Here is a 20463-nt window from a genome sequence, read left to right as displayed (position 1 = left end):
GTTCCGGCCCCGCCGGCCTTCACCGGCGGCAAGATGGATGCATGATCTCGACCGAGCTGGCGATCGCGCTGCGCGAGACGGGACTCGTCTGGCACCCCGCGTCGGGTGACCGATTCCAGCTTGACGAACCCGAGTTCGAGGCCGACATCTTCACCGTCAGCGAGATGACGATCGAGCCGCGCGAATACCCGACCGGAATCATCCTGGCCTTCAACGGCACGACCGAGTGGGCGCTGGATTCCGTCGCGCTCGAGGATGCGCTGTGGCTACCGCGCGAGGATCAGTTGCGTGAACTGCTGCGCGGCACCTTCCGTGTGCTGCGGCGCCTGGTGGACACGCACGAGGTCGAGATCGAGATAGCGGGGGAGGCGGCCGTGTTCACGCATCCGGAACCGTCGGATGCGTACGCCCTGGCCCTCCTGCACGTGCTGCGCCGCATCGCGTGACCTGCGGGGCATCACGTGATGGTGTGCACGGGCTCTGTGTCGGGGAGGGGGCTCGCGTCGCGGCCGCGCAGGTCGGGGAACGAGCGCACCCAGACGACCGAGACGATCACGCCGAACACCGCGAAGATCGCCGCGGCCCAATAGGCGGCCGTCGGGCCTGCGCCATCGATCACGAATCCCGCGATGGCTGATCCCGCGGCGGCACCGATGAGCTGCCCGGTGCCGATCCATCCGTAAGCCTCGGCCGTGTCGCTGAATTTCACACTCGCGCTCGTGATCGCGAACACCACGGCAAGGGCCGGGGCGATGCCGATCCCCGCGAGCATCAGCGTGCCGCCGATCCAGAAGACATTGAGCGAAATCGTCGTCAGTGCGAGGCCGATCGCGACAACCGTCAGGCGACGTGCCATCGCCCACGACCCGATCGGGATGTGCCCGAAGCTCAAGCCCCCCGCCAGGCTGCCGATGGCGAAGAGGGCGAGCACGATGCCGGCCTCGAACCCGCCGTGACCGAACGTCGCGACGACACCCGCCTCGACCGCCGCGCACGCGCCGATCAAGAGGAACCCGATGACGGTCGCCAGCAGCACGGGCGGTTTGGCCAGCACCTTGCCGATCGTGCGGCGGCTGCGCGGGATGCGGACGCGCCCGATCTCGGGCGACATGATGAACCACGCGCATCCGCCCAGCAGGATCACGACGATCAGGAGCATGGCCGTGGTCGTGCCCGCCTGGAGGGCGACGAACGTGATGACGACGGGTGCAAAGACCCAGATGAGCTCTTGCAGGGAGGCATCCAGGGAGAAGAGCGGTGTCAGCTGACGGGAGTTGACCATCTTCGGATAGACCGTCCGCACCGCCGACTGCACCGGCGGGGTGGCAAGGCCCGCGACGAGACCGAACGCCATGGTCAGTGGGAGTGCCATGGGGAAGAGCCCGAGCACCAGCAGTGCGGCGGCGCAGACGAGGGTGGTGAGCGTGAGGACGCGGCGCATGCCCCAGATACCCATCCAGCGACTCGTGACCGGTCCGGCTGTCGCCTGACCCACCGAGGTGGCGGCCAGCACGAGGCCCGCGGCGCCGTACGATCCCGTCAACTGCTCGATGTGGAGCAGCAGCGCGAGCGAGATCATCCCGTTCGGGAATCGCGCCGTCAGTTGCGCGGCGATGATCCGGCCGACGCCGGGCGTCTTCAGTAGTTCCCGATATGCGCCCACGAGAGGTCAATGGTAGTCCCGGTGTGCGACACGCCGACACTGTTCACGACACGTCGGTGCGAAGGTGCGACACGCCGTGTCGACGTTCTCCACAGGAATCCGGATGTCGGAGGCCCCCCATAACGTCGTGCCTGTGGATAGCTCGGGCCGAGGCATCCGAATGCGGCGTTATTCAGCGATTTTTCAGGTTCGAAATCGGACCGCCGCCTGTGGATGAATCGGTGGACAACCTGTGTTGTTAAGGGGAGAGGCGGTGGAGAACTACACGAATGTAACTACTACCCCTTGTGGTGCCTTCCGGTGTCGGTACCCATATGTAGTATTGGACTCCCGGTGGGGGGACGCCGGCTCAAGCAACCAAGAAGACCGATGAATAAGGGGATGAAGGCCGAAATGGCAATCACCGTTTACACGAAGCCGTCCTGCGTCCAGTGCACCGCGACCTACCGCGCCCTCGACTCGAAGGGCCTCGAATACGAGGTACTCGACCTGTCGCAGGACCCGTCCGCACTCGAGCAGGTCAAGGCCCTGGGTTACCTCCAGGCGCCCGTCGTCATCACCGACGGCGACCACTGGTCGGGCTTCCGTCCCGACAAGATCGACGAACTCGCAACGCGCCTGGCCTGAGGCCCGGCGCACGGGAGGTGCGACGTGAGCAAGCTGGCTACGAAGGCACCCCTGCTCGTCTTCTTTTCGAGCGTCTCGGGCAACACGGCCCGGTTCATTGAGAAGCTCGGGATGCCGGCGGTCAGAATCCCTCTGCAGGGGGAGTCCACGCCCGTCATCGATGAGCCGTTCGTGCTCGTCACCCCGACGTACGGCGGGGGACAGGGGCGGGGCGAAGAAAAAGGCGCCGTGCCCAAGCAGGTGGTCCGCTTCCTCAACGAGGAGCGCAACCGCCAGCTGATCCGGGGAGTCATCTCCGCAGGCAACACCAACTTCGGTGAGTCATTCGGACTCGCCGGCGACATCATCAGCCGCAAGTGCAACGTGCCGCACTTGTACCGGCTCGAACTGTTCGGCACGCCAGAAGACATCGATCGCGTGAGCGACGGATTGGAACGATGGTGGACACAGCACTGAGCGAGACTCCCTTCAAGCAGAACGCGGCGTTCGACGGGATGGACTACCACTCCCTGAACGCGATGCTGAACCTGTACGGCGCGGACGGAAAGATCCAGTTCGACGCCGACAAGCGCGCCGCGCGGGAGTACTTCCTGCAGCACGTCAACCAGAACACCGTCTTCTTCCACTCGCTCAAGGAGCGTCTCGACTACCTGGTCGAAAAGGAGTACTACGAGCCGGCCGTGCTGGCGAAGTATCCGTTCGGGTTCATCCAGCAGCTCAATGACTTCGCCTACGGCAAGAAGTTCCGCTTCGAGACGTTCCTCGGGGCGTTCAAGTACTACACGAGCTACACACTCAAGACGTTCGACGGCAAGCGTTACCTCGAGCGGTTCGAAGACCGCGTCGTGATGACGGCGCTGGGACTTGCCGACGGCGACCAGAAGCTCGCGATGGAGCTCGTCGAAGAGATCCTCTCTGGTCGTTTCCAGCCCGCTACCCCGACGTTCCTCAACACGGGCAAGGCGCAGCGCGGCGAGCTCGTATCGTGCTTCCTGCTCCGCATCGAAGACAATATGGAGTCGATCTCGCGCGGAATCAACTCCTCGCTGCAGCTCTCCAAGCGCGGCGGCGGCGTCGCCCTGCTGCTCTCGAACATCCGTGAGGCCGGCGCCCCGATCAAGCAGATCGAGAACCAGTCCTCGGGCATCATCCCCGTCATGAAGCTTCTCGAAGACAGCTTCAGCTACGCCAACCAGCTCGGCGCACGTCAGGGCGCGGGCGCGGTGTACCTGCAGGCGCACCACCCCGACATCCTGCGCTTCCTCGACACCAAGCGCGAGAACGCGGACGAGAAGATCCGCATCAAGACGCTGTCGCTCGGTGTCGTCGTGCCCGACATCACGTTCGAGCTCGCTCGCAACGACGAAGACATGTACCTCTTCTCGCCGTACGACGTCGAGAAGGTCTACGGCGTTCCGTTCGGCGACATCTCGGTCACCGAGAAGTACCGCGAGATGGTCGATGACCCGCGCATCAAGAAGACCAAGATCAACGCGCGGGAGTTCTTCCAGACCCTCGCCGAGATCCAGTTCGAGTCGGGCTACCCGTACATCATGTTCGAGGACACGGTGAACGCGGCCAACCCGATCAAGGGCCGCATCAACATGTCCAACCTCTGCAGCGAGATCCTGCAGGTCAACACGCCGACGACGTACAACGAGGACCTCTCGTACTCGAAGATCGGTAAGGACATCTCCTGCAACCTCGGGTCGCTGAACATCGCGCTGGCGATGGACTCGCCCGACCTCGGCAAGACGGTCGAGACGGCCATCCGGGGTCTGACCGCGGTCAGCAACCAGAGCCACATCCGCTCCGTCCGCTCGATCGAAGAGGGCAACGACCGCACCCACGCGATCGGCCTCGGGCAGATGAACCTGCACGGCTACCTCGCTCGCGAGCGCGTCTTCTACGGTTCGGAAGAGGGCATCGACTTCACGAACATCTACTTCTACACGGTGCTCTTCCACGCCCTGCGCGCCTCGAACGAGATCGCGATCGAGCGCGGACAGGCCTTCGAGGGTTTCGAAGACTCGACGTACGCGTCGGGTGAGTTCTTCGACAAGTACACCGAGCGCGCGTGGGTTCCCGAGACCGACAAGGTCAAGGAAATGTTCGCCGGCGTGCACATTCCGACGCAGGATGACTGGACCGCCCTGAAGGCGAAGATCCAGCAGCACGGCATCTACAACCAGAACCTGCAGGCCGTGCCGCCGACCGGGTCGATCTCGTACATCAACAACTCGACGTCGTCGATCCACCCGATCGCGGCGAAGGTCGAGATCCGCAAGGAAGGCAAGCTCGGCCGCGTCTACTACCCGGCCGCGTTCATGACGAACGACAACCTGGAGTACTACCAGGACGCCTACGAGATCGGCTACGAGAAGGTCATCGACACGTACGCCGCGGCGACGCAGCACGTCGACCAGGGCCTGTCGCTGACGCTGTTCTTCAAGGACACCGCCACGACGCGCGACATCAACAAGGCGCAGATCTACGCATGGAAGAAGGGGATCAAGACGATCTACTACATCCGCCTGCGCCAGATGGCCCTCGAGGGCACCGACATGTCGGAATGCGTCAGCTGCACGCTGTAATCCTCCTATTGGATCTGAGAGAAGAACACCGATGAGCGAAAAGCTCCAGCTCCTGGACTCCGTCCAGGCCATCAACTGGAACCGCATCCAGGACGATAAAGACGTCGAGGTGTGGAACCGCCTGGTCAACAACTTCTGGCTGCCCGAGAAGATCCCGCTCTCGAACGACATCCAGTCGTGGAACACGCTCACTCCCGACGAGCAACTGCTGACGATGCGTGTTTTCACGGGTCTGACGCTGCTCGACACCATCCAGGGCACGGTCGGCGCCGTTTCGCTCATCCCCGACGCGATCACGCCCCACGAAGAGGCGGTGTACACCAACATCGCGTTCATGGAGTCGGTGCACGCGAAGAGCTACTCGTCGATCTTCTCGACGCTGTGCTCGACCAAAGAGATCGACGAGGCGTTCCGCTGGTCGGTCGAGAATCCGAACCTTCAGAAGAAGGCTCAGATCGTCATGGAGTACTACCGTGGCGACAGCCCGCTCAAGCGCAAGGTCGCCTCGACCCTGCTCGAGAGCTTCCTCTTCTACTCGGGTTTCTATTTGCCGATGCACTGGTCGTCGCGCGCCAAGCTGACGAACACAGCCGACCTGATCCGCCTCATCATTCGCGACGAGGCCGTGCACGGGTACTACATCGGCTACAAGTTCCAGAAGGGGCTCGAGAGGGTCTCGCAGGCCGAGCGTGACGAGATCAAGGACTACACGTTCTCGCTCATGTACGAGCTCTACGACAACGAGGTGCAGTACTCGCAGGACCTTTACGACGAGGTCGGGCTGACCGAGGACGTCAAGAAGTTCCTGCATTACAACGCCAACAAGGCCCTGATGAACCTGGGCTACGAGGCGATGTTCCCCTCGAGCGTCACGAACGTGAACCCGGCGATCCTGTCGGCCCTCTCGCCGAACGCGGACGAGAACCACGACTTCTTCAGCGGGTCGGGTTCGTCGTACGTCATCGGCAAGGCCGTCGCGACCGAGGACGACGACTGGGACTTCTGAGCCCCGTCTGCTGACTCGGTCCCTCCGGTCCCGCAATTGCAGCGAAACACCCCTTCTGCTTCCAAACACCCCTCGACAGGGGGTGTCTCGACGCAGAAGGGGTGTTTCGGCGTTTAAGGGCCGCGGGGTCAGCGCCGGGTCGAGAAGGTGACCGTGAACTTCGACGTGCGGGCGACCTGACGCGTCGGGCCGACCAGACTCTCCAGCGGCTGGCGGTACTGCAGTGCGGAGTTCCAGACGGTCCACAGCTCGCCGCCCGGTCGCAGCACGCGGGCCGCGTCGGCGAACAGGTGCCGGGCGATCGTCTCGTCGATCGCCGCACCGCGGTGGAACGGCGGGTTCAGGGCGATGAACGACGCGCTCGCGTCGGGCAACGCCGACAGGGCGTCGTCGCGGGCCACGGACATCCGTTCTTCGATTCCGTTCGCGACGGCGGTCGCGCGGGCCGAGGCGACGGCGGCGGATGACTCGTCCGTCGCGTAGACGCGCAGACTCGGATACCGGAGCGCCAGCGTCGCACCGACGATCCCGTTGCCGCACGCCAGATCGATCGCCGCGTCGTCGTCCTCACCGGGGATCGTGTCGGGCAGGTTGTCGATCAGAAGCCGCGTGCCGATGTCGAGCGACGCACCCGCGAACACGCCCCCGAACGCGCAGACGATCACACCGTCGTGCTGGGCGCGCGAGGCCACCGGGTCGCGTCCGTTTTGCGGATCGCGGGCGATGAGCACGCGCGACTTCTGCCGGGCGTGAGAAACGTCGAGCGTCCCGAAATGCTCGCGCAGCACGTCGTTCATGCCAAGGCTCATGTGCTTGAGACGTCCACCCGCGAACACGACGACATCGGGCGCCGCGTGTGCGGCGATGAGTCCCGCGATGTCACGCAGCGCCTCGAGCGAGCGCGGCAGTCGCAGCAACACCACGCGGGCGCCGCGCACGAGCTCGGCGTCGAGGGGCAGCGAGACGACGGATGCTTCGAGGCCCACCGACCGCGCGTTCGCATCGAGCCCCCGCTCGGACGAAAGGGGGTCCTGGTGCACGCGCACCACACCGGGGGAGCCATCCGTGTCGCTTGCCACCGTGAGCGCGAGCGCGCCGTATGTGTCGCCGATGACGACGACGTCCTGCCGCCCGAGGCCCGCTCGCGCGGCGGCGGACTCGTCGAGCAGAAGGCGATCCGCGGCGTCGTGCGCGCGCAGATCGGGGTCGTCGGAATCGGGGAACGGGCGTAGCGCGTCGAGGTCGAGGGTCACCGCACCCACGCTATCCCGGGGATGTCGCGCCCCAGACCACGTCAGCGCCGGCGGGTAGCGCGCTCCCGGCTCCTTTCGGAGGCCAGCGTCGGAGGCCCGTGTCCGAGGGCAGTGGCAAACTGACCGCATGCTGTTCGACGAACTCGCGGCAACGGCCGCCGCGGTCGGCGCGACGCGCTCCCGGCTCGCCAAGGTCGAGGTGCTCGCCGCCTTCCTGCGCGCGCTCGAGCCCGACGAGATCATTCCGGCCACCGGCCTTATGCTCGGCAGGCCGAGACAGGGAAAGGTCGGCGTCGGGTGGCGGAGCCTGGCGGCGACGCTCGAGGCGGCCGCCCCCGCACCGACGCTCACGATCGCGGATGTCGACGCCGCGTTCACGCGGTTGGTCGAGGCGTCCGGTTCAGGCTCCGCGGCGCGACGCTCGACGATCCTGCGCGAGCTGATGGATGCCGCCACCGAACGGGAACGTGATGCGCTGCGGGGTGCGCTGCTCGGCGAGGTGCGGACGGGCGCGCTCGAAGGTGTATTGACCGACGCGATCGCCCGCGCCGCCGAGCGTCCTGTCGCGGACGTGCGCCGAGCGGCAATGCTGTCCGGGGACCTTGCGAGCACGGCGCGAGTTGCCCTGACCGGCACGCCGGAAGATCTCGCGAACACCGGACTCGTGGTGGGGCGCGCCATCCAGCCGATGCTCGCGAGCACGGCCCCCTCGATCGCCGAAGCCATCGGGACGGTGGGTGAGGCATCCGTGGAGTACAAGCTCGACGGGGCTCGCATCCAGGTCCACCGGAGCGGCGACGACGTGCGGATCTTCACCCGCAACCTGGCGGACATCACGCACCGGCTGCCCGAGATCGTGGATGTCGTCAGACGGATGCCCGTGCACGATGTCGTGCTCGATGGCGAAACGCTCGCGCTCGACGAGAACGATGCACCGCGCGCGTTCCAGGACACGATGGCGCGCTTCGGGGCCGAAACCGCGCGAAAGATCGCGCTGCGGCCCTGGTTCTTCGACGTGCTGCACCTGGACGGTCGCGACCTGATCGACGAGCCCCTCGCCGCGCGGCTGGACGCGCTCGCAACGATCGCGCCGGACCACCGCGTTCCCGGTGAGATCACGGCGGATGCCGAAACGGCCGAGCGCATCGGGCGCGAGGCGCTCGCGGCAGGTCACGAGGGCGTGATGGTCAAGGGCATCGACTCGCTCTACGCCGCCGGGCGCCGCGGTGCGAGCTGGATCAAGGTCAAGCCGGTCCACACGCTCGACCTCGTCGTGCTCGCCGTCGAGCCCGGTTCGGGACGCCGGTCGGGCATGCTTTCGAACATCCATCTGGGCGCGCTCGACTCGACAGGAGAATTCGGGCCCCCGGGTGGATTTGTCATGGTGGGCAAGACGTTCAAGGGCATGACCGATGAGACGCTCGCGTGGCAGACCGCGCACTTTCCGACGATCGAGGTGCGCCGCGACCCCTACGTGCTGTGGGTTGAACCCGTGACCGTCGTTGAGATCGCGATCGACGGCGTCCAGCGTTCGTCCCGCTACCCGGGCGGCATCGCGCTGCGATTCGCCCGGGTCAAGGGGTATCGCAGCGACAAAGAACCGCGCGACGCCGACACGATCCAGACGCTTCGGGGGATGCTGCGCGGCTGACCCGTCGTAAGCCCGCCGGCTGGTGAAGCTCAGCCGGCGGCGGGCAGTTGTTGCAGGGTCCACGAGTTTCCGTCGGGGTCGTCGAACGTGACGAACCGCCCCCACGACAGATCGTCGACATCGGATGCCTCGACCCCCACCGATCGCAGGTGAGCCAGCGCCGCGTCGGCATCCGGCACCACCACCTGAATCGTGTTCTGTCGACCCGGTTCGAGGTCGATCTCGAGACCGTCGCCGAAGGCGATCGAGCACGCAGACCCCGGTGGCGTCATCTGCACGAAGCGGAGCCCCTCGTACGGCACCTGATCGTGGTCGGTGTGGAATCCGACCCGCTCGTAGAATTCCTTGGCGCGGTCGACATCCGCTACCGGTACGAAGATGAGCTCGATCTTCCAGTCCATTTTTGCAACCTCCCGTGCACCCATCCGATGCCTCGCGCTCAGGTTACGAAAGGCCGCGGACATGGAGTGTCCGCAACGAGGACGGATGCGTCGGTGTCGCCATGATGAGATGGAGTCCCGCCCCCTGAGGAGTTCACCCGTGTTCCGCACCCCGCTCACCCTGTTCCGCACCCTCGCGATCGCGGAGGCGATCTCGTGGACCCTGCTGATCACCGGGCTGATCTTGCGGGCCACCGTGGACCTGGACATCGCCGTCTCGATCGGCGGCGGCATCCACGGGTTCGTGTTCTTGTCGTACGGCGCGACGGCCGTACTGGTTGCCAAGAATCAGCGGTGGGGCGCCCTGCCCACGATCGTCGCGATCGCCAGCGCGATCGTGCCCTACGCCACGATCCCGACCGAGATCTGGCTGCACCGCAGCGGTCGGCTCGCCGGGGCCTGGCGCCTCGAAGCGGGCACCGACCCCCGCGACGGCGCCTGGCACGATCGCCTCATGCGGGCGCTGCTGCGGCGCCCGTGGATCCTCGCCGTGTTGGTCGCGGCGCTCGTGATCGTGATCTTCGTCGTGCTGCTGATCGTCGGCCCGCCGGGTGGCCGCGACTAGGAGGCCTGTTCGGGACCCTGCGCGGAACCCGGCTCGGGCCGCCGCTCGGCCGCGGCGATCGGTTCCGGTGCGACCAGCGACCGTGCCAGCACGGTGGACCCCGCGACCGCCGCCGGCATGATGAGCACCGCGCCGAGCGGAACGAAGAAGCACAGCTGTGTCGCGACGCCGAAGCCGAGAGTCCGCGCGCGGTTGCCGCCGAGCAGCGCGCGGCGCGTTGCACGGTCGATCCCGCGAGCCGACAGCGCCCGCGATGAGAGCTCATCGGCGAGCAGCCATCCGGTCAGCAGGATGCCGCCGACGGCGCCGGCGAACCCGCCGACCACGGGAATGACCCCCAGCAGGCCGGCCGCGATGGCGATCAGGATGCCGCGCACGACGAAAGAGACACCGTCACCGACAGAACGCCAGAACCCGTAGGGGGCATCGGCAGGAGCGTCGCCGAGCTCGCGTTCGGCCGCGCGCCAGATCCGGTCGTAGAACGGCTCGCCGACCAGCAACGTCAGGGCGGTGAACGAAATGGCGATCAGCACGAGCGCGGCGCCCAGCATCGCCGTGCCGACGGCGACGCGCAGGACGCCCGCCCAGAGTCCCGGCCATCCGTCCGCGAACGGGGTGACGAATTCGGCGAGCGAGGGCAGCTGGAAAGACAGCGCCACAAGGCCCGCGAACAAGACGATGCCGACGATTGCCGCGGGAACCAGCCCGAGCGCCATGGTGCCCGGGATGCGTCGCCAGAGCGAGAGGCCGCGTCCGAGCATCCGCACACCCGTCAGGAACTCTCGCATCTCACCAGGCTACGGCCGCCCGCGTCGGGTGCGACCCCTATGCTGGGCGGCATGAGCGCTCCCGGGTCTGCCTCTCCGTCCGGATCCATCACGCTCGAGCCGCCGGTATCGGTGCGGATGAAGCACAAACGCGACTCCTCGGATCGCAAAGCGGCGGCACTGCTCCTGATCTTCACGGCGCTGGCGATTCTGTGGGCGAACTCGCCCTGGGGCTACACGTACGAGCAGTTCTGGGACATGCATCTGGATGTCTCGCTCGGCGATCTGCAGGTCTCAGCGACGCTGCACGGTGTCGTCAACGACGCCCTGATGGCCTTCTTCTTCTTCCTCGTCGGGCTCGAGGTCAAACGCGAGTTCGCGATCGGTGAGCTGACGGACCCGGCGCGAGCACGAGTGCCCATCGCGGCGGCCGTTGCGGGGCTCATCCTGCCGGCCCTGATCTTTCTCGCGTTCGCCGCGTCGACCGACTACGCCCACGCGTGGGGTGTCGTGATCTCGACCGACACGGCGTTCCTGCTGGGTGCGCTCGCCATCATCGGCCCGAAGTTCCCGGCGCGCCTGCGCACCTTCCTTCTCACGCTCGCGGTCGTGGACGACGTCGGCGCGCTGCTCGTGATCGGGCTGTTCTACAACGAGGGCATCCGCTGGATCCCGCTCGCGGTCGCGATCATGCTCGTCGCGGCGCTCGCCTGCGTGCGGTTCCTGCGCGCCGCACGGGGGCTGAGCTACGCGGTCCTGGGCGTGGGGCTCTGGGTCGCGTTGGCGTACGCCGGCATCCATCCGACCCTCGCGGGCGTCGCCGTGGCGCTGCTCATCCCCGTCTTCGCGCCTCGCCGGGGCGATGTGGAGCGCACCGCCCAACTCACCCAGGCGTTCCGTGAGTCGCCGAACACTCTCTACGCCGCGGCGGTGACTCGGAGCCTGCGCGAATCCCTGTCGATCAACGAGCGCCTGCAGACGTCCTGGTCGCCGTACATCTCGTTCCTCGTTCTGCCGATCTTCGCCCTCGCGAACGCGGGTGTGCACCTGGACGGTCAGGTGCTGGCGGCGGCCTTCACCTCGCCCCTCACCTGGGGCATCATCACGGCCCTTGTGGTCGGCAAGTTCGTCGGCATCGTGGGTGGCACAGCGCTCGTTCGCGCGTTCGGGGGTGGCAAGCTCGCGCCGGGGCTCGGGATGCCCCGGATCGCCGGGGGAGCGGCGCTCTCGGGCATCGGCTTCACGATCTCGCTCTTCATCGTGACCATCGCGATCGACGACGCCGAGGCGCAGGATCTGGCGCGCGTCGGTGTGCTCGCGGCATCCGTTCTCGCGTTCCTGCTGGGGTGGGTCATCTTCACCGTCGCGGATCGCCTGCAGCCGCCCCGAGCGATCGGCGCACACCTCGTCCGACCCGTCGACCCCGAGCGTGACCACATTCGTGGCCCGGTCGATGCTCGCTACACGATCGTCGAGTACGGCGATTTCGAGTGCCCGTTCTGCAGTCGGGCGACCGGATCGATCGACGCCGTCTTCGATCGTCTTCCCGGGCAGGTGCGTTGGGTCTTCCGTCACCTTCCCCTCGATGCAGTGCACGCGCATGCCGAGGATGCGGCCAAGGCCGCCGAAGCCGCCGGGTTGCAGGGACACTTCTTCGAGATGGCGCGGACGCTGTTCGCGAATCAGAAGGCGCTCACGAAGGACGACATCCGCGGCTACGCCACCGCCCTGGGGCTCGACATCGACCGTTTCGTCGATGACTTCCGCTCAGCCGAGGTCATTCGACGCGTCGACGACGACCGGCTCGACGCCGAGATGATGGACCTGCATTCCACACCGACGTTCTTCGTCGGCGAGAAGCGGCACGTTGGGCCCTACGACTCCGAAAGCCTCATTCGAGCGCTCGAGGCGGCCGATCAGACACAGGCGGGAATACCCACCGCCCCTCCGCGTTCAACTTGATACGAACGCACTCAACTCCTAAAGTTGAGTGCTCAAGACTCATGTTGATCAGGAGGCCTCGTGCCCAACGATGTCACACCCCCGAATGGCGACGGCTTCGACAGCGGTGCCGGTGCATTCGACGAATTCCTCTCCCGCTACATGGCGGGTGAACGCGCTCGCGCCGAGCGGTCGATCGACCTCGCGCGGTTCCTCAGCGCCCGCACGCAGGACATCCTGCAGCGCGCCGGACGCTACGCGCTCGAGCGCGGCCAGCGCGAGCTCGACGCCCTGCACATTCTTCGCGTGATCGTGGACGAGTCCCCGGCCCGCGAGGCCGTCGAGCGCGTCGGTGCGAGTGCGTCGGCGATCGTGCGCGCGGCCGAGGGGCGCCTACCCGCCGCGGGTAGCCCCGCGTCGGTCGACAGCGCCGTCATCACGTCGTCCGTTCAGCGCTCGCTCTTCCACGCGTTCCAGGTGGCGCGGTCATCCGGGTCCACCTACGTCGATCCCGAGCACCTCTTCTTCGCGCTCGTTCTGGCTCAGGATGCCCCGGTCGGGCAGGTCCTCGCCGAAGCCGGCGTCACTGCCGAGGCCCTCACCCAGGGCGCCCGAGAGACCGTCGGCCCGATGGGCGAGACGCGCCCCGAGCAGACCGAATCCGAGACACAGTCCCCGATGCTCGAGAAGTTCGGAACCGACCTCACCGAGCGCGCCCGCGCGGGCCAGCTCGACCCCGTGATCGGTCGTGCCGACGAGATCGAGCAGACCATCGAGATACTCAGCCGCCGCACCAAGAACAATCCGGTGCTGGTCGGCGAGGCGGGTGTGGGCAAGACCGCGATCGTCGAGGGCCTGGCCCAGGCGATCGTCGACGGCGGCGTGCCCGAGCAGTTGCGCGACAAGCGCGTCATCTCGCTGGATCTGTCCGCCATGCTCTCGGGCACCCGCTACCGCGGCGACTTCGAGGAGCGGCTGACCCAGACGATGGACGAGATCTCGGCCCGCAAGGGCGAGGTGATCGTCTTCATCGACGAGGTGCACACGCTCGTCGGTGCCGGAGGCGGCGGCGACGGCGCGATGGACGCGGGAAACATCCTGAAGCCCCGTCTCGCGCGCGGCGACCTGCACGTGGTCGGCGCCACCACGCTCAAGGAGTACCGGACCATCGAGAAGGATCCGGCGCTGGAGCGCCGATTCCAGCCCGTGCGTGTCGGCGAGCCCTCGATCGAGGACTCCGTGCTGATCCTGCGCGGCCTGCGCCCGGCCTATGCCGAGCACCACGCCGTCGAGTACACCGACGACGCGCTGCGGGCGGCGGTCGAGCTGAGCGACCGGTACCTGACCGAGCGCGTGCTGCCCGACAAGGCGATCGACCTGATCGACCAGGCCGGGGCGCGGCTGCGCCTGCGGCTCGGCGCGAAGGTCGACGTGAGCGCCCTGATCGCGCGGCTCGCGGAGTTGGAGGCAGACAAGTACGCCGCTGTCTCCGCCGAGCACTACGAGGAGGCCTCCCGAATCCGCGACGCGATCGCCGAGGTGCAGCAGCGCATCGACGAGGCCACATCGCGCACGAGGGCGGGTGCCAGCACCGACGCCGTCGTGGACGAGGCCCAGATCGCTGCCGTGATCAGCCGGGCCACCGGCATCCCCGTGAACCGCCTGACCGAAACCGAGCGCGAACGCCTCGCCGAGCTGGAGGGTGAGCTGCACGGCCGCGTGATCGGTCAGGATGGCGCGGTAGAGGCCGTCGCGAAGGCCGTGCGGCGCAACCGCACGGGCATGGGCGACGCGCACCGACCGATCGGATCGTTCCTCTTCCTCGGCCCGACGGGTGTCGGAAAGACCGAGCTGGCCAAGGCGCTCGCGTCGTCGATCTTCGACGACGAGTCGGCCGTGATCCGGTTCGACATGAGCGAGTTCGGCGAGCGTCACACCGTATCGCGCCTGGTCGGTGCCCCTCCGGGATACGTCGGCTACGACGAGGCGGGCCAGTTGACCGAGCGCGTGCGCCGGAATCCCTACGCGGTGGTGCTGTTCGATGAGATCGAGAAGGCGCATCCGGATGTCTTCAATCTGCTGCTGCAGGTGCTCGATGACGGACGCCTGACCGACGGCCAGGGACGCACGATCGACTTCCGCAACACGGTGATCGTCATGACCTCGAACATCGGGTCAGAGTTTCTCGCGTCGCGGTCGGGCGCCATCGGCTTCATCGCCGACGGCGGTGGGTCGACCGGTTTCGGGAACGAGGACGAGCTGCGCGTGCGGGTGATGGGAAAGCTTCGCGAGGCGATGCGTCCCGAGTTCTTGAACCGGATCGACGAGATCGTGCTGTTCCGCAAGCTTGAGAAAGCTCAGCTGCGCGAGATCGTGAGCCTGATGCTGGGTGCGACCGAGCGCCGCCTCAGCGCGCGCGAGGTCTCGTTCGAGGTGTCGGACGCCGCGATCGACTGGCTCGCCGAGCACGGCTACGAGCCCGAGTACGGAGCACGGCCGCTGCGCCGGCTGATCCAGCGCGAGGTTGACGACCGCATCGCGGACCTGTTCGTCTCGGGAGAGCTGAGCGACGGGGGAGCGGTGCGGGTGGATGCCTCGGGTGGCGAGCTTGCGGTGACAAGCCTCGCACTCGCTCAAGCTCTGGCGGCGTAACGGCGTCCTCCCTCTGCTCGGGGGAGGAGATTTGCCGAGCGGAGGGGGAGTCCCACCGAATTCTCCCTCCGCTCGGCAACGGCCCTCTTCTCGGACGCCGTTTCCCCTCGCTACGCTTCTCGCGAGATGAAGGTCGACCTGAAGAAGCAGATCCCGACATACGCGGCGCCCCACGGTCGCTTCGAGATCGTGACGGTGCCGCCGGTGCGATACCTGGCGATCGACGGCGCCGGGGACCCCAACACCTCGCAGAGCTACGCGGACGCCCTGGCGACCCTCTATCCCGTGGCGTACGCGCTCAAGTTCCTCAGCAAACGCGAACTCGACCGCGACTACGTCGTGATGCCCCTCGAGGCGCTGTGGTGGGCCGCCGACATGGCCGCCTTCACCGCCGCGCGGGACAAGAGCCGCTGGCGGTGGACCGCGATGATCATGGTGCCGGAGTGGATCGACGACGCTCACGTGGACCTCGCGATGCAGACGGTGCGCGCGAAAGGCATCGCGCCGGCGCTCGCGGCATTGCGGGTAGACGTGCTCGACGAGGGCCTCAGCGTCCAGACGCTCCACATCGGGTCCTACGACGCAGAAGGGCCGCTACTCGAGGCGCTGCACGCCGAGTTCATTCCGGAGCAGGGACTGCGGATGACCGGACGCCACCACGAGATCTACCTCAGCGATCCGCGTCGCGCGGCGCCCGAGAAGCTTCGAACGATCCTCCGGCAGCCCGTCGAGCGGGTTGAGTCGAACGTCGGCGCTCGCGGCGGCGTGGAAAACTGAGCACGTGATGGAACGCGCATCGAAGAATCCGGCCGAGATCGCACGCACGATCGGGCGCCTGTTGCTCGCCGCCCTGCTGGTCGGCGCCGGGCTGTCGCATCTCTCGCGCGGTCGTCGTGGGTATCGGATCGTCGTGCCCGAGTGGGCGACGCGGATGCTGCGACTCGACACGGATGCGATCATCATCGCCTCGGGGGTTGTCGAACTCATGCTCGGTGCCGCACTCGTCGTTCTGCCGCGTGAGCGTCGTCGCATCGGAGCGGCCGTCGCGGCCTTCTTCGTCGCCGTGCTCCCGGGCAACGTCCACCAGTGGCGGACGGGCCGCCCCGCGCCGCTCATGCGCACGGATCGCGCCCGTTTCGTGCGACTGCTTCTGCAGCCCGTGCTCGTCGTGTGGGCACTGTGGAGCACGGCCCTTCCGTCTTCGTCGTCGTCATCCCGATTCCCGAAAGGTCGCCGTTGAGCATGACCCCGTCTTCCCGGCACGTCCGTTCACTTGTCACCGCCGATGCCCAGCACGACAGCCAGCTCGGCAGCATCCGTCGCCTCACCGTCGACAACTTCCCGATCCTGCGCCGCCTCTCGATCAAGCGGTTGGTGCTCGCGCCCGGCAGCGTCCGTGAACCGCACTGGCACGCCAACGCAGACGAGCTCGGCTACTGCCTGTCGGGGTCCGTTCTGGTGTCGATCGTCGAGAACGGCAGCGTCTTCTCGTCGTTCGTGATCGATGCGGGCCAGATGTTCACGATTCCGTCCGGTGCGCTGCACCACATCGAGAACATCGGCGACTCCGAGGCCGAGGTCATCGTCGCCTTCTCGAACGAGTCGCCCGAGGATTTCTCCTTGCACGCAGCCTTCGGCCAGATGTCCGATGCGGTTCTGGGCAACACCTTCGGCCTGGCATCGAGCGAATTCGCGCCGGTGTCGCGGGACACCACCTCGCGCGACATCGTGCGGCGCGAGGGACCGCCGGTCATTCCCGACACAGCCGGCTATGGCAACCCGCACAAGCTCGATCTGGCGGCGCAAGAAGCGCCCCTCAAGCATCCGTTCGGTGCCGTGAAGCTCGCCCGCAGCCAGTACTGGCCCGCGCTCACGAGCATGTCGATGTACTCGCTCACGATCCGCGACGACGGGATGCGCGAACCGCACTGGCACCCCGGCACCGCGGAGATGGGCTACGTGCACCGGGGTCGCGCCCGGATGTCGATCCTCGACCCCGACGGCACGGTCGACAGCTATCTGTTGCAGCCAGGCGACTGCTACTTCGTGCCGCCCGCCTATCCGCATCAGATCGAGGTCATCGGCGATGACGACATCCATTTCTTGATCTTCTTCGATCAGCCGACGCCGGGTGATATCGGCTATCGCGAGTCCGTGTCGGCGTTCTCGCGCCCCGTGCTGGCCGCGACCCTCGGTGTGGCGATCGATGACCTGCCGGAGTTCCCCTTCACCCCCGTTGATCCGCTGCCGGTGGAGCGGATCAACCCGACCGACCCCGTCTGAGCCTCGACGCACACGGTTCGGGGCTCTCGTTAGCAATGTGTAATATGTTGCATTCCCGAGTCTTTGGAGAGACATGCCGCTCAGCGATTTTCCGCGCCACTCGCTCACGTTCGGGCCGAGTCCCGTGCACCCGCTCAACCGGCTGAGCGATCACCTCGGCGGCGCGCGCGTGTGGGCCAAACGGGAGGATGTCTCGAGCGGACTCGCCTACGGCGGCAACAAGGTGCGCAAGCTCGAGTACCTCGTCCCCGACGCCATCGCACAGGGCGCCGACACGCTGGTCTCGATCGGCGGAGTGCAGTCCAATCACACGCGCCAGGTCGCCGCCGTCGCCGCGCATTTGGGCATGAAGGCCGTGCTCGTGCAGGAGAACTGGGTGGACTGGCCCGACTCGGTGAACGATCGCGTCGGCAACATCATGCTTTCGCGCCTCATGGGCGCCGACGTTCGGCTGGACGCTTCGGGCTTCGGCATCGGGTTCAAGGACTCGTGGAAGCAGGCGATCGCGGATGTCGAGGCATCCGGTGGCACGCCGTACCCGATCCCCGCGGGGGCCTCGGACCACCCGCTCGGCGGACTCGGATTCGCCAACTGGGCGCACGAAGTCGCCGCACAAGAGGCCGAGCTCGGCGTCTTCTTCGACACGATCGTGGTGTGCAGTGTGACCGGTTCGACGCACGCCGGCATGATCGCCGGCTTCGCCGACCTGCAACAGAACTTCGGCGGGCGCGAGCGTCGCGTCATCGGCATCGACGCGTCGGCGAAGATCGACGAGACGCGCGACCAGGTCGCCCGGATCGCCCGCCGCACGGCTGACATGATCGGCGTCGGGCGCGAGCTGCGCGATGACGAGATCACCGTTCTCGAGGGGTGGGCGGGGGACTACTACGGCATCCCGGTCGCCTCGACCGACGAGGCCATGCGCCTGACGGGAGGCCTCGAGGGCGTCATCATCGACCCCGTCTACGAGGGCAAGTCGATGGCCGGTCTCATCGACCTCGTCAGCTCGGGTGACATTCCGCGCGATGCCACCGTCTTGTACGCGCACCTGGGTGGACAGCCGGCGCTGAACGCCTACAGCGGCCGCTACCACTGACCTCAGGATCCAGCGTCGGCGAATATTCCGGGTCGCGTATGCGTCGAACGAGGTGTTGACTGGGGTTCATGACGAACCCCGGTCGATCCACCTCTCCCGCCCGCACGATCGCGCGCTGGGCGCTCGGTGGGGCGCTCGCCTTCGCCGGTATCTCGCACCTGTTCTGGGCGCGAAAAGAGTTTCAGGCGCAGGTACCCGACTGGACGACCGAATACACCCCGCTCGACAAAGATGCCGTGGTCGTCGCGTCCGGCGCCGTCGAGATCATGCTCGGCGCGGCGCTGATCGCGCTGCCGAAGGAACGTTCACGCATCGGTCTGATGCTCGCGGCGTTCTTCGTCGCCGTTTTCCCGGGCAACATCGAGCAGTACATGAAGAAGCGCGACGGCTTCGGTCTCGACACCGACCGCAAGCGTTTGGTGCGGCTGTTCTTCCAGCCCGTGCTCGTGGCCTGGGCGTACTGGTCGACCCGGGACCGGTAGGTCACTTCGACAGGCTCAGTGACCGAGCTGGCGGCTCAGCGTCCGCTGACTCAGCGCTTGTCGGGAACCAGGCGTACGAGCCGGATGTTGTCGGTCTCGTTCATCTCGACGATCGTCGGATGCGCCTTGATGAAGTCCGAGAACGACTTGTAACCGAGCCCCTTCTCGCTGAACGACGGATCCATCCGCTTGATCAGGTTCTTGATGACCGAGCTGTGCATCCAGTCGGCGTCGGTGCGCTCGTGCTCGAGCCGCAGGGCACGCTCGAGCAGATCGGCGGCCGGATCCTTCGCGCTTCGGCGACGCTGACGCACGGGAGCGTCGGATGCCGATGCATCCGGTTTCTGCTGCGGCTTGTCGGTCGGAACCGTGACTCCCGGGAGGGCGTCGTAAGCGTCGAATTGGTCGCAGGCCGCCGCCAGGGACTTCGCCGTGGACCCAGCGACGCCGACGCCGACGACGAACCGACCGAGGCGCTTGCAGCGTTGCGCGAGCGGCACGTAGTCCGAGTCACCCGCGACGATCACGACGTGCGTGAGGTCGGGAAGGCGGAACATGTCTTCCACCGCGTCGACCGCGAGGCGGATATCGGCGCCGTTCTTCGCGTACGCCGCGGCGGGGAAAAGCTGTACTAGGTCGACCGCGCGGGCTACGAGCTGGCTGCGGTACACAGCGTTGACGGGCGACGACCAGTCCGCATACGCGCGCGTCAGCACGAGGGTCCCGAACGAGGCGGCGTAGTCGATGATCGCGCCGACGTCGATGACAGCTTGGCTCAGGCGTTCCGCGATCTCGGGCTCGGCCGGATTCTCGGCGATGCGCTGTCTGTCGCGTCCGTACGCGTTCCGACCGTGCACGCGGTCATACCAGGAGATGACGATGTTGTCGAAGTCGAGATAGACGGCAACGCGTCCACCCTCGGCCATATCAGGCGCCGCCCATCTCAGGCCTCGCTCGGGTAGACGAGGCCGATGTGGCCCCGGATCTGATCGAGGGTCGCCATGATCTCCACCGTCTCGTCGATGGGGAGGATGTCGCCGCTCAGGTTGCCTTCTGCGACGAGCCGTTCTGCCGCGAGTGCCTGGTACTGCATCCCGCGGCCCTGGACGTGCGACACATAGTGTTCGCGTACCGTGCCGTCCGGAGCGCTGAAGCGGAACGACGTCGCGTTGTACCAGGTGCGGTCGATATCGATCCGCCCCGCGGTTCCGATGATGTGCGCGCTGTTCGGACCGGCCGCGCGCGACGACGAGATCGTGGTCGAGATCGCTCCGGACGCGTGCGTGAAGATCGTCGCGATCTCGGTGTCGGCCCCCGTATCGCTCTTTCGAGCCGATGCGAGGATCGTTTCGGGGCGTCCCAGGATGTCCCAGGCGAACGACACGGGATAGATGCCGAGGTCGAGCAGTGCGCCACCGCCGAGCTCCAGCGCGTTCAGGCGGT

Annotated in this window: 19 protein-coding genes and 1 pseudogene; 14 read left to right on the top strand and 6 right to left on the bottom strand. The window is 66.8% G+C overall.

Translation table 11 applies throughout. The annotated features are described in order from the left end of the window. Positions 1–41 precede the first annotated feature (41 nt). Positions 42–446, top strand: coding sequence for a hypothetical protein (locus MIC448_RS01185; protein ID WP_036294777.1), 405 nt, complete (start codon positions 42–44; stop codon positions 444–446). 11 nt (positions 447–457) lie between these two features. Here MIC448_RS01185 and MIC448_RS01180 read toward each other — a convergent pair whose 3' ends face one another. Beyond that, complete coding sequence (locus tag MIC448_RS01180; RefSeq protein WP_036294774.1) at positions 458–1663, bottom strand: MFS transporter; 1206 nt, start codon at positions 1661–1663, stop codon at positions 458–460. Positions 1664–2056: 393 nt separating this feature from the next. Here MIC448_RS01180 and nrdH point away from each other — a divergent pair, with 393 nt between their 5' ends. The 4 genes from nrdH to nrdF are packed head-to-tail and all read left to right on the top strand — an operon-like array spanning position 2057 to position 5890. Continuing rightward, a complete protein-coding gene (gene nrdH, locus MIC448_RS01175) occupies positions 2057–2290 on the top strand; it encodes a glutaredoxin-like protein NrdH (RefSeq protein WP_036294795.1) in 234 nt (77 codons plus the stop codon). A gap of 24 nt (positions 2291–2314) precedes the next feature. After that, positions 2315–2746: a class Ib ribonucleoside-diphosphate reductase assembly flavoprotein NrdI gene (gene nrdI, locus MIC448_RS01170; RefSeq protein ID WP_036294771.1), complete on the top strand. Its 432-nt coding sequence runs from the start codon at positions 2315–2317 to the stop codon at positions 2744–2746. Next, positions 2728–4884: a class 1b ribonucleoside-diphosphate reductase subunit alpha gene (gene nrdE / locus MIC448_RS01165; protein WP_036294768.1), complete on the top strand. Its 2157-nt coding sequence runs from the start codon at positions 2728–2730 to the stop codon at positions 4882–4884. Before nrdI ends, nrdE begins: the two co-directional genes overlap by 19 nt. Before the next feature lie 31 nt (positions 4885–4915). Beyond that, positions 4916–5890 (top strand): class 1b ribonucleoside-diphosphate reductase subunit beta, encoded by a 975-nt coding sequence (gene nrdF / locus MIC448_RS01160; protein WP_036294765.1) that lies wholly within the window; start codon positions 4916–4918, stop codon positions 5888–5890. A 128-nt stretch (positions 5891–6018) separates the two neighbouring features. On the opposite strand, the gene MIC448_RS01155 is transcribed toward nrdF, so the two are convergent. After that, the gene (locus MIC448_RS01155; protein ID WP_036294791.1) at positions 6019–7143 is read right to left on the bottom strand and encodes a methyltransferase; all 1125 of its coding nucleotides are present in this window, start codon (positions 7141–7143) and stop codon (positions 6019–6021) included. Between the two features lie 127 nt (positions 7144–7270). Between MIC448_RS01155 and MIC448_RS01150 the strand changes: the two genes are divergently transcribed. Further along, a complete protein-coding gene (locus MIC448_RS01150; protein WP_036294761.1) occupies positions 7271–8794 on the top strand; it encodes an ATP-dependent DNA ligase in 1524 nt (507 codons plus the stop codon). A 29-nt stretch (positions 8795–8823) separates the two neighbouring features. Here the strand turns inward: MIC448_RS01150 and MIC448_RS01145 are convergent, their stop codons facing one another. Further along, on the bottom strand, positions 8824–9195 hold the full coding sequence (locus MIC448_RS01145) for a VOC family protein (RefSeq protein ID WP_036294758.1): 372 nt from the start codon (positions 9193–9195) through the stop codon (positions 8824–8826). Positions 9196–9334: 139 nt separating this feature from the next. On the opposite strand from MIC448_RS01145, the gene MIC448_RS01140 reads away from it, so the two are divergent. Beyond that, entirely contained in the window at positions 9335–9799 is a 465-nt protein-coding gene (locus MIC448_RS01140; protein ID WP_036294755.1) for a DUF3817 domain-containing protein, read from the top strand. Here MIC448_RS01140 and MIC448_RS01135 read toward each other — a convergent pair. Continuing rightward, positions 9796–10587, bottom strand: coding sequence for an EI24 domain-containing protein (locus tag MIC448_RS01135; protein ID WP_081766100.1), 792 nt, complete (start codon positions 10585–10587; stop codon positions 9796–9798). The two genes, MIC448_RS01140 and MIC448_RS01135, sit on opposite strands and share 4 nt — an antisense overlap. 51 nt (positions 10588–10638) lie before the next feature. Here MIC448_RS01135 and nhaA point away from each other — a divergent pair, with 51 nt between their 5' ends. The 7 genes from nhaA (at position 10639) to MIC448_RS01100 (ending at position 19020) form a co-directional block, all read left to right on the top strand. Next, the gene (nhaA, locus tag MIC448_RS01130; protein ID WP_036294785.1) at positions 10639–12528 is read left to right on the top strand and encodes a Na+/H+ antiporter NhaA; all 1890 of its coding nucleotides are present in this window, start codon (positions 10639–10641) and stop codon (positions 12526–12528) included. A gap of 60 nt (positions 12529–12588) precedes the next feature. After that, a complete protein-coding gene (locus tag MIC448_RS01125) occupies positions 12589–15159 on the top strand; it encodes an ATP-dependent Clp protease ATP-binding subunit (RefSeq protein WP_036294752.1) in 2571 nt (856 codons plus the stop codon). Between the two features lie 126 nt (positions 15160–15285). After that, positions 15286–15936: a GyrI-like domain-containing protein gene (locus MIC448_RS01120; RefSeq protein WP_051512874.1), complete on the top strand. Its 651-nt coding sequence runs from the start codon at positions 15286–15288 to the stop codon at positions 15934–15936. A gap of 7 nt (positions 15937–15943) precedes the next feature. Continuing rightward, positions 15944–16399, top strand: a complete 456-nt coding sequence (locus MIC448_RS01115) for a hypothetical protein (RefSeq protein WP_051512872.1) — start codon at positions 15944–15946, stop codon at positions 16397–16399. 2 nt (positions 16400–16401) lie between these two features. Next, positions 16402–17442 carry a cupin domain-containing protein gene (locus MIC448_RS01110; protein WP_036294749.1) on the top strand — a complete coding sequence of 347 codons (1041 nt, stop codon included), beginning with the start codon at positions 16402–16404 and terminating at the stop codon, positions 17440–17442. A 73-nt stretch (positions 17443–17515) separates the two neighbouring features. Further along, positions 17516–18538, top strand: a complete 1023-nt coding sequence (locus MIC448_RS01105) for a 1-aminocyclopropane-1-carboxylate deaminase (RefSeq protein WP_036294747.1) — start codon at positions 17516–17518, stop codon at positions 18536–18538. A 68-nt stretch (positions 18539–18606) separates the two neighbouring features. Continuing rightward, positions 18607–19020: a membrane protein gene (locus MIC448_RS01100; RefSeq protein WP_036294744.1), complete on the top strand. Its 414-nt coding sequence runs from the start codon at positions 18607–18609 to the stop codon at positions 19018–19020. Positions 19021–19070: 50 nt separating this feature from the next. On the opposite strand, the gene MIC448_RS01095 is transcribed toward MIC448_RS01100, so the two are convergent. Together MIC448_RS01095 and MIC448_RS01090 are read right to left on the bottom strand one after the other, a co-directional pair. Further along, positions 19071–19946 carry an NYN domain-containing protein gene (locus MIC448_RS01095; RefSeq protein WP_036294741.1) on the bottom strand — a complete coding sequence of 292 codons (876 nt, stop codon included), beginning with the start codon at positions 19944–19946 and terminating at the stop codon, positions 19071–19073. 17 nt (positions 19947–19963) lie between these two features. Continuing rightward, positions 19964–20463, bottom strand: a pseudogene (locus MIC448_RS01090) (gfo/Idh/MocA family oxidoreductase); the annotation flags it as partial.

The sequence above is a fragment of the Microbacterium sp. C448 genome (assembly GCF_000582705.2).
Classification (GTDB): domain Bacteria; phylum Actinomycetota; class Actinomycetes; order Actinomycetales; family Microbacteriaceae; genus Microbacterium; species Microbacterium lacus_A.
Note: the sequence above shows the minus strand (reverse complement) of the source record. Positions and strands in the feature narration are given on the sequence as shown.